This is a genomic window from Streptomyces sp. R28, from assembly GCF_041052385.1.
Taxonomy (GTDB): domain Bacteria; phylum Actinomycetota; class Actinomycetes; order Streptomycetales; family Streptomycetaceae; genus Streptomyces.
Map to the genome: position 1 here is coordinate 606,236 of NZ_CP163439.1, position 16,831 is coordinate 623,066.

A 16,831-nucleotide genomic window follows, 5' to 3' on the forward strand; every position below is an offset into this window, starting at 1 on the left:
TTGCTCGCCCCGCGAACCACCCCCCGAAGGGGAGACATGAAACTCCTCATCACCACCGTTGCCGACGGCGATCCCTCGAGCCGTCAGGACGTCGTGTTGAGCGCCGACGCCGCCACCCCCGTGCGGGACGTCGCCGAACAGCTGGCCCGGCTGCGCGCCGACGCCCCGGCGTCCGTGCCGGACCAGGCACCCGTCTGCTACCTGGGCGACGATCCGCTGTCCCCCGGAGCCCCCTTGGCCGGTACGCCCGTGATGGACGGCAGCGTGCTCGGCCTCGGCGCGCCCGTCCCCCGGGCCGGCGCGGAGTACGGACCCCAGCGCTTCGCCATGCCGCAACCGCAGCGGGTGGACCACTCGCCGGTCGTGGAACTCCAGGTGGTGGGCGGCCCAGACGCGGGGCGGGTGTACGCGCTCGGCGTCGGCAGCCACGGCATCGGCCCGCTGGAGGGCTCCGCCGTACCGCTTCAGGGCCGTGGCCTTCCCTCCGACGGCATACGGATCTCCGTGCGCCCGGACGGATCCGCCATCGTCGAGCTGCCGCAGGACGGCACCGCGCGTCTGTCCGTGCCGGAGCCGCCGGAGCACCGGGGCAGGCCGAACGTCGAGCTGCTGCCCCTCGCGGAGCAGGACGAGGAGGACGCTGAGGACGAGGCGGCGGAGGTGGAGGGCGCCGATACGGCCGCCCTCCCCGACGGCTGGGAGCCCTGGCCGCTCGGCGGTGAGCTGGCCTTCGGCGAGTATCTGCTGCGGCTGACCGAGCCGACGCAGCGGGACGCCGCGGTGGTGCCGTCCGAGGGTGGCGGCGGGCTGGACTACAACCGGCCGCCGCGTATCCTGCCGCACCTCGAACCTGAGCGCTTCCGCCTCCCCGGACCGCCCGAGCCGCCCGGCCGCAGGCCCATCCCGTTCCTGGTGGCGGTCGCCCCCATGTTCATGGGCCTCGGCAGTGTGCTCATCTTTCATTCGTACTACTACCTGCTCTTCATGTTCATGTCGCCGATGCTGATGGCGGCGAACCACGTCAGCGGTCGGCGCACGGCCCGCAAGGACTTCGAGGAGAAGTCCCGCACGTACCGGCTGCGCCGGGCCTCGCTGGAGGAGGACGTCCGGCAGAAGGTCGTCACCGAGCAGCGGCTGCGCAGCGAGAGCGCGCCCGACCCGGCGCTGGCCGGCCTGTGGGGTGTCGGCCCCGGCCGCCGGCTGTGGGAGCGCCGCCGCGGCGACCCCGACCACCTGGCCCTGCGCCTCGGTACCGCGAGCCAGCCGTCTCTCCTCGGCATCGACGACACGGCGCGCGAGGACAACCACACCTCCGTGCACTGGACCATCCCGGACGCGCCCGTCAGCGTCGACCTCGAACACTGCGGAGTGGTGGGGCTGGCCGGTGAGACCGGCCCGGTGCAGGCGCTGGCCCGCTGGATGACCGCCCAGGCCGCCGTCCTGCACACACCGCGCGACCTGCGGATCGTCGTCCTCACCGACAAGGCGTCCGAGGAGTCCTGGGACTGGGCCCGCTGGCTGCCGCACTCCCGGGACGGCCTGCCCGGATCCCGCGGCGGCGCCCTCACCCTCATCGGCAACGACCCGGAGACGGTGGCCAACCGCGTCGCCGAACTGGTCTCCACCCTGCGCACCCGGCAGCGGGCCGCGGAGTCGACGATGAGCAAGGCGCTGCTCAGCGAACCGGACGTGCTGGTCGTCATGGACGGCGCCCGCCGTCTGCGCGACGTCCCCGGTGTGGTCTCCATCCTCAAGGAAGGCCCGGCCGTACGGATCTTCCCGGTCTGTCTGGACCACGAGGAGCGGCTCCTGCCCGAGGAGTGCACCGCGGTGGTCCGCTACGAGAACCACCGCCTCACCCTGCGCCGCACCGGACAGCCCGCCATCCCGGACATCCGCCCGGACCTGGTGGAACCGGCCTGGTGCGAGCGCCTGGCGCGGGGCATCGCCCCGATCCACGACGTGACCCCGGACGCCTCGGAGGGGCTGCCCGACCGGGTCGGTCTGCTCGATCTGCTGGGCCTGCCGGAACCGAGCGGTGAGGACGTCGCGGCCCGCTGGGCCCGCCGCCCCGCGTCCACCGAAGTGCTGGTCGGCGCGGGCTACGACGGCCCGGCCGCCTTCGACCTGGTGAAGGACGGACCGCACGGCCTAGTCGCGGGCACCACGGGATCCGGCAAGTCGGAGCTGCTCCAGACCCTCGTGGCCGCCCTCGCCGCGGTCAACCGGCCCGACGAACTGACCTTCGTGCTGGTCGACTACAAGGGCGGCAGCGCCTTCAAGGACTGTGTGCGGCTGCCGCACACCCTCGGCATGGTCACCGACCTCGACAGCCACCTCGTCCAGCGGGCGCTGACCTCGCTGTCGGCCGAACTGACGCGCCGTGAGCACATCCTGGCGGCCGCCGGGGCCAAGGACCTGCCCGAGTACCAGACCATGCGCCGCCGGGACCCGGAGCTCGAACCGGTGCCCCGGCTCGTCATCGTCATCGACGAGTTCGCCACGCTCTTCCGGGAGATCCCCGACTTCATCCCGGGCCTGGTGAGCATCGCCCAGCGCGGCCGGTCGCTCGGCATCCACCTGATCCTGGCGACGCAGCGGCCGGCCGGTGTGGTCAACGCCGACATCCGCGCCAACACCAACCTGCGGATCGCCCTTCGTGTCACCGACCCCTCCGAGAGCCAGGACGTCATCGACACCAAGGACGCGGTCAGCATCTCCCCGAGCACCCCCGGCCGGGCACTGGCCCGTCTCGGGCACGGCACGGTCGTACCGTTCCAGACGGCTTACTCCGGGGCCGTCCGTCCGGGAGCGACGCCGGTCCGGCAGCCGCAGCGGGCGACCGAGGCGGAAACGCCCCGGATCTGGGGAACGGAACTGCCGTGGCAGCGCCTCGGCCGCGCCGTCGGAATGCCGAGCGCCGAAACAGAGCCCACCGCTTCCCCGGTGGTCGACGACTCCCCCACCGACCTCAACGCGCTGGTGGAAGCGGTGCGCGAGGCTGCGGAGCTCACCGGCTGCGCCCCGCAGCCCAGCCCCTGGCTGCCCCCGCTCGGCCACTCCGTGCTGATCGACGACCTGCCGCAGCCCGAGCCGACCGACGACTCCCGACTGTCCCCGGTGGCCTGGGCCCTGTCGGACCTGCCCGGCGCCCAGGCGCAGCTGCCGGTGCGGCTGGACCTCGCCGCCTTCGGCCACCTGTACGTCATCGGCATCCCGCGCTCCGGCCGGTCGCAGGTGCTGCGGACCATGGCCGGGGCGCTGGCCCGGGCCCACACCTCCGCGGACGTGCATCTGTACGGCATCGACTTCGGGGGCGGCGCGCTGTCGGCCCTGGGCATGCTGCCGCACTGCGGCGCGGTCGTGCCGCGCGGCGACACCGAGCGGCTGGAGCGACTGTTCACCCGGCTCGACGCCGAACTGCACCGCCGCCAGGAGCTGCTGACCCAGCATCACGCGGCGAACCTCTCGGAACTCCGCGCGATCGTCCCCGCCTCTTCCCGCCCGGCGCACGTGCTGCTGCTCGTCGACGGCTGGGACGCGCTCGTCGACCTCATCGCCGAGCACAACGGCGGGCGGCAGATGGACCAGCTGAACCGTCTGCTCAGGGAAGGCGCCGCCTCGGGGCTGCATGTCGTGGCCACCTCCGAGCGGGCCCTGCTGGGCGGGCGGGCCAGCGCGCTCAACGACAACAAGCTGCTGCTGCGCCTCAACGACCGTTCCGACTACCACGTCGTCGGGAAGCGCCCTCGTGACCTGCCCGACGTGATCAGATCCGGACAGGGCTGGACCTCCGACGGAGCCGAGATCCAGGTGGCGTTGCTCGCGCCCGGGGCCACCGGTCAGGAGCAGGCGGAGGCGCTGCGCGCCATCGGCGCCGAGGCGACCCGCCGCGACGCCGGACTGCCCGCCGCCCGACGGCCCGTGCGGATCGGCACCCTGCCGGCGAAAGTGGAGTTCACGGACGCGTACGAGAAGGTGCCCCAGGAACTGCGCCGGCCCATGTGGGGCCTGCTCGGGCTGGGCGGCGACGACGTCGCACCCGTCGGCGTGGACTTCGCGGGCCCGTCGCCGACGCTCGTGGTCGCCGGGCCGCCCGGGTCGGGCCGCAGCACCACGCTGGCGAGCCTGGCGGTCTCCCTGCTCGCCTCCGGCACCCGGCTCGTCGTCCTCACGCCACGGGAGTCGCCGCTGCGTGCGCTGAACGGTCATCCGGGCGTACGGCTGCTCACCGCGCCGTCCCCCACGGCACAGGAGCTCGCCGCCGCACTGGGCAGCGACAGCGAGCCCCGCGTGGTGATCGTCGACGACGCCGACCTGCTGATCCTGCCGGCGATCGACCAGGATCTGCGCGCCCTGGTCGAATCCGGCCGGGACCGCGGGATCGGCGTGGCGGCCGGTGTCACCGGGGAGACGATGGCGGCAGCCATGGGCTGGCTCAGCGCCCTGAAGCGGCACCGCCGGGGCGTCCTCCTCGACCCTCAGAGCGTGATGGAGGGCGACATCCTGGGCGTGCGCCTGACCCATGCCCATATGCGCAACCGCAGGCCCGGCCGGGGTCTGACCGTCGACCAGCGCTCCGGGGAGCTGATCAGCGTGCAGATCCCCGAGACGACTCTCGACTGACGACGGCCGCGGGTGCGGCGCAGGCGCCTGCGCCGCACGCCGTCAGCCACTCGTCGAAGTCGGCGTCGTAGCGGGTGCCGATGTCGGAGGCGTAGACGGCGTATCCGCCCGCGTAGTCCCCGGCGCGGAAGCGGGCGAGCATGCGGTGGACGTCGGCCGGGTGCTTCTCGAACATGTACCGGACCGCGAGGTAGCCCCAGGGGTAGGTGCGGGTCACGTCACTGTTGGCGTAGGTGTTCTGGAACAGCGTGCTCAGCCGGTACGTGTGCTTGCCCGCCTCCGCGACCGCCTGCGCGTCGGTGATCCGCCGGTAGCCGTAGGAGACGTACTCGGCCACGCCCTCGATCCACCACACGTCCGGCACCGACGTCTGCTGGGCGAAGTCGCCCTTCATGTCGTACCGGGCGTCCAGGTAGTGCGTGTACTCGTGGTTGAGGTTCCAGATCCTGGCCGCGTGCCCCTCGTCCCGGCTCTTCTGGTACATGACCGCGAGCGGTTTGTTGTCGGGGGCCGCCGGATCTCCGATCAGGGTCATGCCGCCGTTGTCCGTGCTGATCCCGAAGATCGCCCCGGCGTAGGTCCGGTAGTCGGCGCTGCCGGCGAAGACGACGAGGTCGAGGGTCGACAGATACTGCCCGGGTATGGGGCCGTCGTTCCGCACGAGATCGTGGAAGTACCGGTCCTGGCCCAGCACACTGGCGCACGCCGCGTCGAGATCGGCCGCGTTGAGAGCCTGGGCCCGGATGGTGTGCGTGGCGTCGCAGGAGTGGGCGATCGGCAGGACGGCCCTGGTCAGCTGTCCGGCGAGGTCGCAGACGCCGTAGTAGGAGCAGTTGGGGCCGTCGTAGTACTCGGCCTGGGTCGCCACCGCCACCCACAGCCCGGCCGTGGGGCCGGTGATCCGCGACGCGTCCAGCAGGCCCTTGGTCAGGGGCCGGACCGTGGCGTGCAGCGCCGGGTGCTCGACGTAACGGGCCAGGTTCATACCGGCGTTGGAGACCAGGTAGGCGTTGTCGGTGGCGAGCAGGTCCAGGTGGTTCATGGCGAACGCGTGCAGGGTCCGGGCGATGTACGGGTCGGCGGTGACCGTCTTGACGTACTCCGCGTTCCAATTGCCGCGCCAGAGGGGGGTGTAGACGGCGTTGACGGCGGCCAGCATGCTGCGGACGGCGTCGTAGGAGCTGTCGTATGCGTTGAGCGTCCGCCGGTAGACCTTCAGATAGCGGGCCTGCTGGTCGGCGCTGTCGGTGAGGATGACGACCTCGCCGAGCACGTCGCCGTTGGCCGCGGTGACGTCCCTGGAGTGGGGGCGCGCGAAGAAGGTGTCCAGGCCGCCGGTGGTGTTGCGGGCCAGGGGTGCGCCGTACGGGCCGACGTCGGCCGGGTGGTTGAACTGCACGTAGTAGCCGGCGCGCAGGAACAGGACGAGCTGCCATACGCGGGCCGAGTTGTCGCCGCGATAGATCCGCGCGGCACTCGTGAACGCCTTCGCGACGGTGACCATCTGGGGCTCGCGGAAGATGTCGCGGGCCTGCGAACCGGTCACCGCGAACAGGCTGTTGACGCATGCGGTGGTCGAGGCCTTGACGAACGCGACGAGTTCGGCGCCGGTCCGGCGGCCGAAGTCGTCCGGGCTGCACGAGTCCGCCTTCGCAGCGGCGCCCGTACGCGGAGGGGTCGGTGCGGACGTCGGTGCCAGGGGCGGGAGTTGGGCCGGGGTGAGCGGCTGCCCCTGCACGGCGGGACGGACGGCGGGGTTGACGCGCGCACCGGTCGGCGGCGGGGGCTGCGTCGGCTTCCGGGGCGAGGCCACGGCAGCGGTGGGGCCGGTGTCGGCCGGTGGCGCCGCGAGTGCGGGCGTCGACAGCAGGCCGGAGAGCATGGCGCAGACGGCGAGTGGGCCGGCCATGCGTCTGGGCAGCACGAAGCGGTAGCGCATCTGGGTTCCTCCACGGATGGGATGCGCCTCGATACGGGTGCTGAGGCGTGTGAGGCACTGTCCCAGCGCCGGCCTGCCCCAACAATGGCGTGTGACATAGCACATGGCACTGCTGAGCCATAACGTCCGCGGCCGCCCCCGTGGCCGCTACACCCCGGGCAGGCTCCAGGTGCGTGCGGCCCAGGCCCTCAAGTGCGGGGACTGCGCGGCGAGTTCGCGGTAGGCGGCGGTGGCGGACTGGAACAGCGTCTCGGCGAGTTCGCCGGCCACGGTTTCAGGCCGCCAGGCCAGGACGTAGCGGCACCACAGCGGCGTACCGATCAGCGGTTTGACGACGACGTGCGGGATCGGCCGCAGCGTGGGCTGTACGAGGGACACGCCGAGCCCGTCGGCGATCATTCCCTGCAACTGCAGCTGGTCGCCGAGGAATTCGTGCACGGTGGCAGGTGTGAAGCCGGCCGCCGCGCACGCGGCATGGAAGACGCCGGGCCAGCCGGCCCCGTCGTCGGGCGTGACGAACCACGCCTCTCCGGCCAGGTCGGCAAGCCCGATCTGCGGGCGGTGCCGGAGCGGATGACGGGACGGCAGGGCCACGAACGTCGGCTCGGTGACGATGCCTCGATGGACCACCGCGTCCGAGTGCTCCAGCTCCCTGCCGGGGTAGTCCGCGGCGATGGCCGCGTCCACCGTGCCGTCCTGAAGGAGTTCGACGATCCGCGAGGAGGCGTACACGCTGCTCACGGCGAGCGGGACGTCGGGCAGCCGGGCACGGACCCCGGAGACCATGCCGGCCAGCATCGGCGAGTTGGTCGCCGCGACGCGCAGGGTCCGGCGCGCGGCAGCGGCCCCGGCGGCGGGACGGCGCCCGATCGCGTCGGCGCGGGTCAGGACGTCGCGGGCCTGAGCCACCACCTCGACGCCGTAGCCGGTCGGCCGCACCCCCGTCGGCCCGCGCTCGAACAGCGGCTCACCGAAGTGCCGCTCGATCCGCCGGAGTTGGGTGCTGATCCCGGGCTGCGAGTACCCCAGCTCCGCGGCCGCCCGGCCCACGCTCCCCGCGTCGGCGATCGCGCACAGCACCCGCAGATGCCTAAGTTCCAGATCCATACGGTCACTTCCCCCCTCGTGCCCACAAGGCGCCCCCAAGGGAGCGTTCTACACAGAACGCCTCAATATCGGGCATTACCATGTCCGCGGACCCCCCTTTGAACGATCATCGCCACGAGTGGTTAGCATATGAGCGCTACCTAGCTCGAAAGATAGGCGCTCGTGACTGTCAACGACGACTCGTTCACCAACTGGAAGAACCGCGAGGAGATCGCGGAGTCGATGATCCCGATCATCGGGAAGCTGCACCGTGAGCGGGACGTCACCGTCCTGCTGCACAGCCGCTCCTTGGTGAACAAGTCGGTGGTCAGCATCCTGAAGACGCACCGGTTCGCCCGGCAGATCGCCGGCGAGGAGCTCTCGGTCACCGAGACCCTGCCCTTCCTCCAGGCGCTCGCCTCGCTCGACCTCGGTCCGTCCCAGATCGACATCGGCATGCTGGCCGCGACGTACAAGACCGACGACCGCGGTCTGTCGGTGGCGGCGTTCACCGCCGAGGCCGTCGCCGGTGCCACCGGCGCCAACAAGATCGAGCGCGGCGAGGGGCGCGACGCCGTCCTCTACGGCTTCGGCCGCATCGGCCGCCTGGTCGCCCGGCTGCTCATCGAGAAGTCCGGCTCGGGCAACGGCCTGCGGCTGCGCGCCATCGTTGTGCGGGGCGGTGGCGACCAGGACATCGTCAAGCGGGCCTCGCTGCTGCGCCGTGACTCCATCCACGGCCAGTTCCAGGGCACGATCACCGTCGACGAGGCGAACAGCACGATCATCGCCAACGGCAACGAGATCAAGGTGATCTACGCCAACGACCCGTCCGAGGTCGACTACACGGCGTACGGCATCAAGAACGCCATCCTCATCGACAACACGGGCAAGTGGCGCGACCGCGAGGGCCTGTCCAAGCACCTGCGCCCCGGCATCGACAAGGTCGTGCTGACCGCGCCCGGCAAGGGCGACGTCCCCAACATCGTGCACGGCGTCAACCACGACACCATCAAGCCGGACGAGCAGATCCTGTCCTGCGCCTCCTGCACCACCAACGCCATAGTCCCCCCGCTGAAGGCGATGGACGACGAGTTCGGTGTGCTGCGCGGCCATGTGGAGACCGTCCACTCGTTCACCAACGACCAGAACCTGCTGGACAACTACCACAAGTCCGAGCGCCGCGGCCGCAGTGCGCCGCTGAACATGGTCATCACCGAGACCGGGGCCGCCTCGGCCGTCGCCAAGGCGCTGCCCGACCTCAAGGCGAAGATCACCGGCAGCTCGATCCGCGTCCCGGTGCCGGACGTCTCGATCGCGATCCTGAACCTCCAGCTCGCGCGTGAGACCGACCGCCAGGAGGTCCTCGACTACCTGCGCGACGTGTCGCTGACCTCGCCGCTGCGGCGCCAGATCGACTTCATCACGGCCCCCGACGCGGTCTCCAGCGACTTCATCGGTTCGCGGCACGCCTCGATCGTGGACGCCGGAGCCCTGAAGGTCGAGGGCGACAACGCGATCCTCTACCTCTGGTACGACAACGAGTTCGGCTATTCCTGCCAGGTCATCCGAGTCGTCCAGCACGTCTCGGGAGTCGAGTACCCGACTTACCCGGCACCGGCGGTCTGATCCCACCGCACCGACCCGAACCGCCCCGACTCGACCCGACCCGCCTGCCGGCAGCGAATGCGGCAGGCGGGTCGGTGCGTTTGCGCCGGCCTCGAACCGGTGCTCAGTGGCCGCGGAAAGCCTCCTCCAGCCACCAGGACCCGTGGTCGGCGACCACCTTGGCGTCGACGAGCAACGGCGCGGACCGCGGGCCGGCGACCCAGTCCGCCACGGCCTTCAGATCAGCCCGCGTGCGAACGGTCACCGCCTCGAAGCCGTAGCCCCGCCCGATGGCGGCGATGTCCGTCGGCGGGAAGCGGACCGTGTCCAGCGGGTGCCCGTCGGGACCGAAGTGGTGCACCTCGGCGCCGTAGGCCTCGTCGTCGTACACGACGACCACCATGGGCAGCCCGAGCCGACGGACGGTGTCCAGCTCCACGGCGCTCATCAGCGCACCGCCGTCGCCGAGCGCTGCCACGGGCAGCCGGTCCGGCTGCGCCAGCGCCGCCCCGATCGTGGTCGCCAGCCCCAGGCCGATCGACTGGAACGCCTGGGTGAAGCAGAAGCCCCTCTCGTCCGGCACCGACAGATACGCGCTCGGGTAACCCATGAAGTTGCCGGAGTCCACGCCGACCACCCGCTCCGCGGGCAGGATGTCGTCGAGCGCGGCACTCAACGTCCGCGGATCGATCCGCTCACGTGTGCTCGTGTCCTCGTACGGCACGTCACGCCGGCGCAGGCGTGCGGTGAGGGCCGCACCGACCTCGGCGGTCCGGTAGCCCTCCCGCTGTCCGCCGACGTCTGCCTCGACCACCTCGCGTGCGGTGAGCCGGACGTCGCCGGTGACACCGAGGTGCACCGGCCGGTGCACGCCGAGTGCGGACGAGTCGTCGTCGACCTGTACGACGGTCGCGTCGGCGCCGATGAGACGGCCGTGCCGCATGGTCCACATGTTGAGGGCGCAGCCCCAGCCGACGATCAGGTCCGCGCCCTGGATCAGCTCGGCGGCCAAAGGCGAGGCGAAGCCGCCGGAGACGTCCAGGGACCAGGGGCTGCCGTGGAAGAGCCCGCGGGCGACGGCCGACGTCGCCAGCAGCGCGCCACAGCGCTCGGCGAGCGTCTCCAGGGCCTCCCGGCTGCCGGGTCCCCGCGCGCCCCGGCCCGCCACGAAGACCGGTCGCCGGGACTGGCCGAGGAGCTCCGCCAAGGCCGCCACATCAGCCGGGACCGGCTCCACCGCGGCCGGTTGCTGCGGTGGAGCTGCCTGCGCCAGGGCGCCGTCGGGAACATCCAGGGCCTGCACGGGAAGGGGGAGGTTGAGCAGGACCGTACGCCGCTCCCGCACGGCCAGCCGTACTGCCGCGCACGCCTGCCCGACCGCTTCCTCCGCCGACGTGACCCGAACCGCGACCGCGCCCACCGCGTGCGCCAACGCCTCCTGGTCGACATAGAAGTTGGACCTGGGCTCGGTCACCTCGGCCGCGAGCACGACGAGCGGTGTACGGCTCTTGGCCGCCTCCGCGATTCCGGTCACCGCGTTCGTCAGGCCGGGCCCCTGGTGCACGCTCACCACCGCGACGGTGCCGCTGGTCCGGGCGTAGGCGTCGGCCATCGTCGCAGCGCCGCCCTCGTGGCGTGCGGCGACGAACCGCGCCCCCGCGGCGACCATCGCGTTCGTCACGTGGAAGTTGCCCGATCCCACGACCCCGAAGACCTGGCCGACCCCGGCCTCGCACAGCGCCCGGCCGACCGCTTCCGCCACGTTCATCGGCGCTCCACCAGGGCGAGGACCCGTGCGGGGGCCCCGGAGCCCGTGACGATGGGCAGCGGCCCCGCGATGACGACGGCGCCGGTCGGCGGCAGCGCGGCGAGGTTCTGCAGCTGGGTCAGCCCGTACTTGTCACTGCCCATGAGGTAGGAGTGGCAGGGGAAGGCGGGGTCGAACGAGAACGCGCGCCCGGCATCCGTGCCCACCGTCTCGACGCCGAGACCGATCACCGGCGCCTCCTCGGCGACCCAGCGGGCGCACTCCGCCGACAGACCCGGGGTGTGCGGGCCGTTCTCGTCGGCGTTGAGGAACGCCTCCTGCGCATGCGAGCGGGCATCCCAGCCGGTGCGCAGCAACAGCCAACCTCCTTCGGGCAAGGGGCCGTTCTCGGCTTCCCATGCCTTCACGTGATCGACCTCGACCAGGAAGTCGGGGTTCTCGGCGACCTCGGCGGTGAAGTCCAGCACGGCCGCGGGTGCGACGAGCCGGCCGGCCGGCACCGAGGCCACGTCGGCGAGGTCCTTGCCGGTGACCCAGTGGTTCGGGGCGTCGAAGTGGGTGCCGGAGTGCTCGCCGCTGCGGAAGTTGTTCCAGTACCAGGCAGGGCCCCGGTCGTCGTACCTGCTGATCTCCTCCAGCTCGAACACGGCGGTCTGCCCGAACTCGGGAGGCAGCTGAATCACCGGTGTCGACGACGACAACGGCGAGGTGAGGTCTACGACTTCGATCGATCCACCTCGCAGAGCGGACACCAGCGCGGCGAGGACGGACGGCTCGGGCATGGGTGCCTCCTCGGTCGGGGCTCTGAACTGCCGGCATCGCAGCCGCACTTCCCACCCCTTGACGCGTCAATGACAACAATGGCTTCATGTCCAGTGGGAGCGCTCCCACCTCACTCAGGGAAGGGAACAGCATGCGCGACATCCGCCGATCACGCTTACCACTCCTCCCGCTTTTCGGCCTGTTGGCCGCCCTGCTCCTGCCCCTCGGAGTGACCCTCGCACCGCCGGCCGCGGCCGCTCAGGCGGTGGAGCCCGTGCGCATCATGCCGTTGGGCGACTCCATCACCGGCTCGCCGGGCTGCTGGCGGGCGGTGCTGTGGAACCGGCTGCAGAGCGCCGGATACACGGACATCGACTTCGTCGGCACCCTCGGCCCGCAGGGCTGCGGACAGCCGTACGACGGGGACAACGAAGGTCATGGCGGCGAGTTGGTCACCAACGTGGCCGACCAGAACCTGCTGCCGGCCCGGCTGGCGGCCACCCTTCCGGACATCGTTGTCATGCACTTCGGCACGAACGACGTGTGGAGCAGCATCGCCCCCGACCGCATCCTCGCCGCCTACACCAAGCTGGTGGAGCAGATGCGGGCGTCCAACCCGGACATGAGGATCCTGGTCGCGCAGATCATTCCGATGAACCCGAGCAGTTGCACCGGCTGCGCACAACGCGCCGTCGACTTCAACGCACGGATCCCCGAGTGGGCCCGGACGACGAGCACCAGCCGCTCCCCGGTCACCGTGGTCGACCAGTGGACGGGCTTCGACACGGCCACCGACACGTATGACGGGGTGCACCCCAGCGCCTTGGGCAACGAGAAGATCGCCGCCCGCTGGTATCCGGCCCTGGCGGCGCTCCTCGACCCGGGCCCCGGGGATCCCGGAGACCCGGGAGATCCCGGCGACCCCGGCGACCCCGGGGAGCCGCCCGCCTGCACCGCGTCGTTCCGTGCCGTCTCCGCCTGGCAGGGCGGCTACCAGGGCGAGGTGACGGTGACCAACGCGTCCGCCTCCTCCGTCTCCGGCTGGACCGCGACGGTCGTACCGGCGGACGGCGCCCGACTCACCCAGGTCTGGAACGGCACCCTCGGCACGACCGCCGACGGCACCGCGACCGTCGCCAACGCGTCGTGGAACGGCACCTTGGCGCCCGGCGCGAGCGCGAGCTTCGGATTCATCGCCGGCACCCCGGCAACGGCCGGCCCCCCGTCGGCGACTGTCACTTGCACGGCGCGCCCCGCGTCATCCTGACGCACCGTCACCCCACCCCACCCTACGGAGCCGCCATGAGATCCCCCACCCGCACCACCCCACGTGTGGCCGCCCTCGTGGCCGCCCTCCTGGGCCTGCTCGTCCCCTTGCTCTCCTTCGCCACGCCGGCCCAGGCAGCGGCCACCGGGCTGCACATCCAGAACGGCCGGCTGCTGGAGGCGTCCGGCAACGACTTCGTGATGCGTGGCGTCAACCACGCCCACACCTGGTACCCGGGCGAGACGCAGTCGCTGGCCGACGTCAAGGCGCTGGGCGCCAACACCGTCCGCGTCGTCCTCTCCGACGGCCACCGCTGGACCAAGAACAGCGCCGCGGACGTGGCGAGCATCATCGCCCAGTGCAAGGCCAACCGGCTCATCTGCGTGCTGGAGGTGCACGACACCACCGGCTACGGAGAGGAGGCCGCGGCAGGGACCCTCGACCACGCGGCCGACTACTGGATCGGCCTGAAGGACGTGCTCACCGGCCAGGAGAGCTACGTCATCATCAACATCGGCAACGAGCCCTGGGGCAACACCAATCCGGCGGGCTGGACCGATCCCACGATCGCGGCCGTCAAGAAGCTGCGCAACGCAGGCTTCGCCCACACGATCATGGTGGACGCGCCCAACTGGGGTCAGGACTGGCAAGGCGTCATGCGCGCCAACGCCCAGTCCGTCTACGACGCCGACCCCACCGGCAACCTGATCTTCTCGATCCACATGTACAGCGTCTACGACACCGCGCAGGAGATCACGGACTACCTGAACGCCTTCGTCAACGCCAAACTGCCCCTCCTCATCGGCGAGTTCGGAGGCCCGGCCGACCAGTACGGCGACCCGGACGAGGACACCATGATGGCCGCCGCGCAACAGCTCCGGCTCGGATACCTGGCGTGGTCCTGGAGCGGCAACACCGACCCGATCCTCGACCTGGCGATCGACTTCGACCCCACGCGGCTCAGCTCCTGGGGCCAGCGGATCTTCAACGGCGCGAACGGCATCGCCGCCACGTCCGAAGAGGCCGCGATCTACTCCTCCGGCGGCGGTGACGCCACTCCCCCGACCACCCCCCGCACGCCTACCGCCTCCGCCGTGACGTCCTCGTCCGTCACCCTGAACTGGACCTCCGCCACCGACGCGAACGGCGTCACGGGCTATGACGTGGTCCGCGTCAACGGCACCACCGAGGCCGCGGCCATCACCACGACCGGCACCTCCGCCACCGTCACCGGCCTGGCCCCGGCGACCTCCCACACCTTCGCCGTCTACGCCCGCGACGCAGCCGGCAACCGCTCGCAGCGCTCCGGCACGGTGACGGTCACGACGTCCTCCGGCGGCTCGTCCGCGACGTGCGGTGTCGCCTACCGGGTGACGAACGAGTGGCCCGGCGGCTTCCAGGGAGAGATCGTCATCCGCAACACCGGCAGCTCGGCGATCAACGGCTGGACCCTGCGCTGGACCTTCCCGGACAGCCAGCGCATCAGCAACCTGTGGGGCGGCACCGCGACGCAGAGCGGCGCCGAGGTGAGCGTCGCCTCCGCGTCGTACACGGCGACGATCGCCCCGACGGGCTCGGTCACCCTCGGCTTCACGGCCACGAAGGGGAGCACGAACCCCAAGCCCACGGCCTACACGCTCAACAACTCCGCCTGCCCGCTCAGCTGACCCACCCCGGCACCGCACCTCCTTGGCGTCCTGTGTCGGCGCAGGGCGCCAAGGCGGTCGGGTGATCAGGCGACCATGCCGCCGTTGACGTAGATGGTCTGGCCGTTGACCCACCGGCCGCGTCCGGCGAGGAGGGAGATGACCTCGACTATGTCGTCAGGCGTGCCGAGCCGCTCGAGCGGGTTCATCCTGGCCATGGTGTCGATCGTTTCCTCGTCCTTGCCGTCGAGGAACAGTGCAGTGGCGGTGGGGCCGGGGGCCACCGCGTTGACGGTGATGTCCCGGCCCCGCAGTTCCTTCGCCAGGACGAGGCTGATGGCATCGACGGCGCCCTTACTGGCCGCGTAGGCGGCGTAGGTCGGCAGGCCGAGCTTGGTGACGGACGTGGACAGGTTGATGACGGCGCCGCCGGAGCGGCCATGGCGGGCTGCCTGCTGGTTGACGACGAAGGTGCCGCGGATGTTGGTGCGGTGCATGCGGTCCAGGACGTCGAGGTCGAGGGAGGCCAGCGGAGCCAGCGCCATCATGCCCGCGGAGTTGACGACGACGTCCACGCCGCCGAACTCGGCGATCACGCTGTCGAACACCGCCGCCACCGCCTGTTCGTCGGCGACGTCGGCCTGGTAGGCCGCGGCAACGCCACCGGCCTCGCGGATCGCGGCGACCGCGTTGTCGGCCTCCGTCTTGTTGCCCGCATAGACGACCGCCACGCTCTGGCCGTCCGCCGCCAGTCGCTCGGCGACCGCACGGCCGATCCCGCGCGAGCCTCCGGTGACGATCGCGACGCGCTGCTCCGGTGTGGTGCTCATGCTGTGCTCCCTCATGTCCGCGGCCTCGCCACCCGCCGCCTCCGCCACTGTTTCCATTGATAACGATACACCGATTCCATCGATACGCAACCGCTGATATCAAGAGTTCGTTATCATCGATTCGTGGCAGATCGAGCAGAGTCCCGAGCGGACCTCAAGAAGAGACTCGTCGCGGCCGCCGCGGACCTGTTGGTCGCGGAAGGCAGGGACGCCGTGACCACGCGCGCGGTCAGCACCGCGGCAGGCGTCCACCCGCCGACCATCTACCGCCTCTTCGGTGACATGGACGGCCTGTTGGCGGCGACCGCCGCCGACGGCTTCACCCGGTACCTGAAGCAGAAGAGCTCCCGGGCACCGTCCGCGGATCCCGTCGACGACCTGCGGGCCGGCTGGGACATGCACATCGAGTTCGGCCTCGGCAACCCGGCGCACTACCTGCTCATGTACGGCCGACCGCAGCCGGGCGGTGAGTCCGACGCCGCCAAGGAAGCACAGCACCTGCTGCGCGAGATCCTGGAGCGCGTCGCCAGAGCGGGGCGCCTGACGATCCCCGTCGAGCGGGCGGCCCAGATGGTCCACGGGGCCGGCATGGGGGTCACCTTCGCCCTCCTGGCACTCGAGCCCGAAGAGCGTGACCTCGGCGTGTCGACCCAGACGCGCGAGGCCGTCATCGCGGCCGTCACGACGACGGCGGCCGACACGGACGACAACGACCTGCCCCCCGCCCCGGACAGCGCGCGTGAGGCGCGCCGCCGGGTACTGGCTCTCCGTTCGATTCTGGACGACATACCGGCCACGTACACCCGCGGAGAGCGCATGCTCCTCGAGGAACTGCTCGACCGGGCGGGTCTCGATCCGGCGGAGGGGTGAGCGGGCCGCGTCGCGGCGCCGGCGGTCCCGACACCTACCGGGAAACGGCTGGCCATGGGTCTGCCGCAGGAGGCAACCTGGACGAGAGCGGAAGCGTCTTTCGTGTGAGAACACGAAGGGCCGGCCCGCGTGCCGACGACAGGAACGAGGGTGACGCGATGAGCGACAAGGCCCGCAAGCTGTTCGAGGCACTCGACCTCGACGAGAACGGAACCCTGACCCGCGAAGAGGTGATCATCGCCCTGCGGACGAAGGGCCCGTCTCTGGCCGCGTCGGGAGATCTGCCCGTCTGGGCGGTGGGGGACGAGAACGCCTCCTCCGCCCTGTTCGACGCCGCCGACCAGAACGGCGACGAGGTACTCACCCTGGAGGAGTTCGCGGCAGTGGTGGACCGCCGTTTCGGCTGGGCCTGAGACCGTTTCAGAACGG

Annotated in this window: 11 protein-coding genes; 6 read left to right on the forward strand and 5 right to left on the reverse strand. The window is 71.2% G+C overall.

Annotated features, from left to right (window positions below; genetic code table 11):
• Positions 1–36 precede the first annotated feature (36 nt).
• Positions 37–4,626, forward strand: coding sequence for an FtsK/SpoIIIE domain-containing protein (locus tag AB5J49_RS02635; protein WP_369166842.1), 4,590 nt, complete (start codon positions 37–39; stop codon positions 4,624–4,626).
• Here AB5J49_RS02635 and AB5J49_RS02640 read toward each other — a convergent pair.
• Both AB5J49_RS02640 and AB5J49_RS02645 read right to left on the reverse strand, forming a co-directional pair.
• Positions 4,592–6,565 (reverse strand): collagenase, encoded by a 1,974-nt coding sequence (locus AB5J49_RS02640; RefSeq protein ID WP_369166843.1) that lies wholly within the window; start codon positions 6,563–6,565, stop codon positions 4,592–4,594. The genes AB5J49_RS02635 and AB5J49_RS02640 overlap by 35 nt on opposite strands.
• A gap of 147 nt (positions 6,566–6,712) precedes the next feature.
• On the reverse strand, positions 6,713–7,672 hold the full coding sequence (locus AB5J49_RS02645) for a LysR family transcriptional regulator (protein WP_369166844.1): 960 nt from the start codon (positions 7,670–7,672) through the stop codon (positions 6,713–6,715).
• 162 nt (positions 7,673–7,834) lie between these two features.
• Between AB5J49_RS02645 and AB5J49_RS02650 the strand changes: the two genes are divergently transcribed.
• Complete coding sequence (locus AB5J49_RS02650) at positions 7,835–9,280, forward strand: glyceraldehyde-3-phosphate dehydrogenase (protein WP_369166845.1); 1,446 nt, start codon at positions 7,835–7,837, stop codon at positions 9,278–9,280.
• Between the two features lie 103 nt (positions 9,281–9,383).
• On the opposite strand, the gene AB5J49_RS02655 is transcribed toward AB5J49_RS02650, so the two are convergent.
• Together AB5J49_RS02655 and AB5J49_RS02660 are read right to left on the reverse strand one after the other, a co-directional pair.
• Positions 9,384–11,027, reverse strand: a complete 1,644-nt coding sequence (locus AB5J49_RS02655) for a thiamine pyrophosphate-binding protein (protein WP_369166846.1) — start codon at positions 11,025–11,027, stop codon at positions 9,384–9,386.
• Positions 11,024–11,809: a cyclase family protein gene (locus AB5J49_RS02660; RefSeq protein ID WP_369166847.1), complete on the reverse strand. Its 786-nt coding sequence runs from the start codon at positions 11,807–11,809 to the stop codon at positions 11,024–11,026. Before AB5J49_RS02660 ends, AB5J49_RS02655 begins: the two co-directional genes overlap by 4 nt.
• Before the next feature lie 131 nt (positions 11,810–11,940).
• Here AB5J49_RS02660 and AB5J49_RS02665 point away from each other — a divergent pair, with 131 nt between their 5' ends.
• Both AB5J49_RS02665 and AB5J49_RS02670 read left to right on the forward strand, forming a co-directional pair.
• Positions 11,941–13,056 (forward strand): GDSL-type esterase/lipase family protein, encoded by a 1,116-nt coding sequence (locus AB5J49_RS02665; protein WP_369166848.1) that lies wholly within the window; start codon positions 11,941–11,943, stop codon positions 13,054–13,056.
• 35 nt (positions 13,057–13,091) lie between these two features.
• Positions 13,092–14,723, forward strand: coding sequence for a cellulase family glycosylhydrolase (locus AB5J49_RS02670; protein ID WP_369166849.1), 1,632 nt, complete (start codon positions 13,092–13,094; stop codon positions 14,721–14,723).
• 65 nt (positions 14,724–14,788) lie between these two features.
• On the opposite strand, the gene AB5J49_RS02675 is transcribed toward AB5J49_RS02670, so the two are convergent.
• Positions 14,789–15,532 carry an SDR family oxidoreductase gene (locus tag AB5J49_RS02675; RefSeq protein ID WP_369166850.1) on the reverse strand — a complete coding sequence of 248 codons (744 nt, stop codon included), beginning with the start codon at positions 15,530–15,532 and terminating at the stop codon, positions 14,789–14,791.
• A 123-nt stretch (positions 15,533–15,655) separates the two neighbouring features.
• Here AB5J49_RS02675 and AB5J49_RS02680 point away from each other — a divergent pair, with 123 nt between their 5' ends.
• Entirely contained in the window at positions 15,656–16,402 is a 747-nt protein-coding gene (locus AB5J49_RS02680) for a TetR/AcrR family transcriptional regulator (RefSeq protein WP_369166851.1), read from the forward strand.
• Between the two features lie 158 nt (positions 16,403–16,560).
• Positions 16,561–16,815 (forward strand): EF-hand domain-containing protein, encoded by a 255-nt coding sequence (locus AB5J49_RS02685; RefSeq protein ID WP_274247853.1) that lies wholly within the window; start codon positions 16,561–16,563, stop codon positions 16,813–16,815.
• Positions 16,816–16,831: the final 16 nt, after the last annotated feature.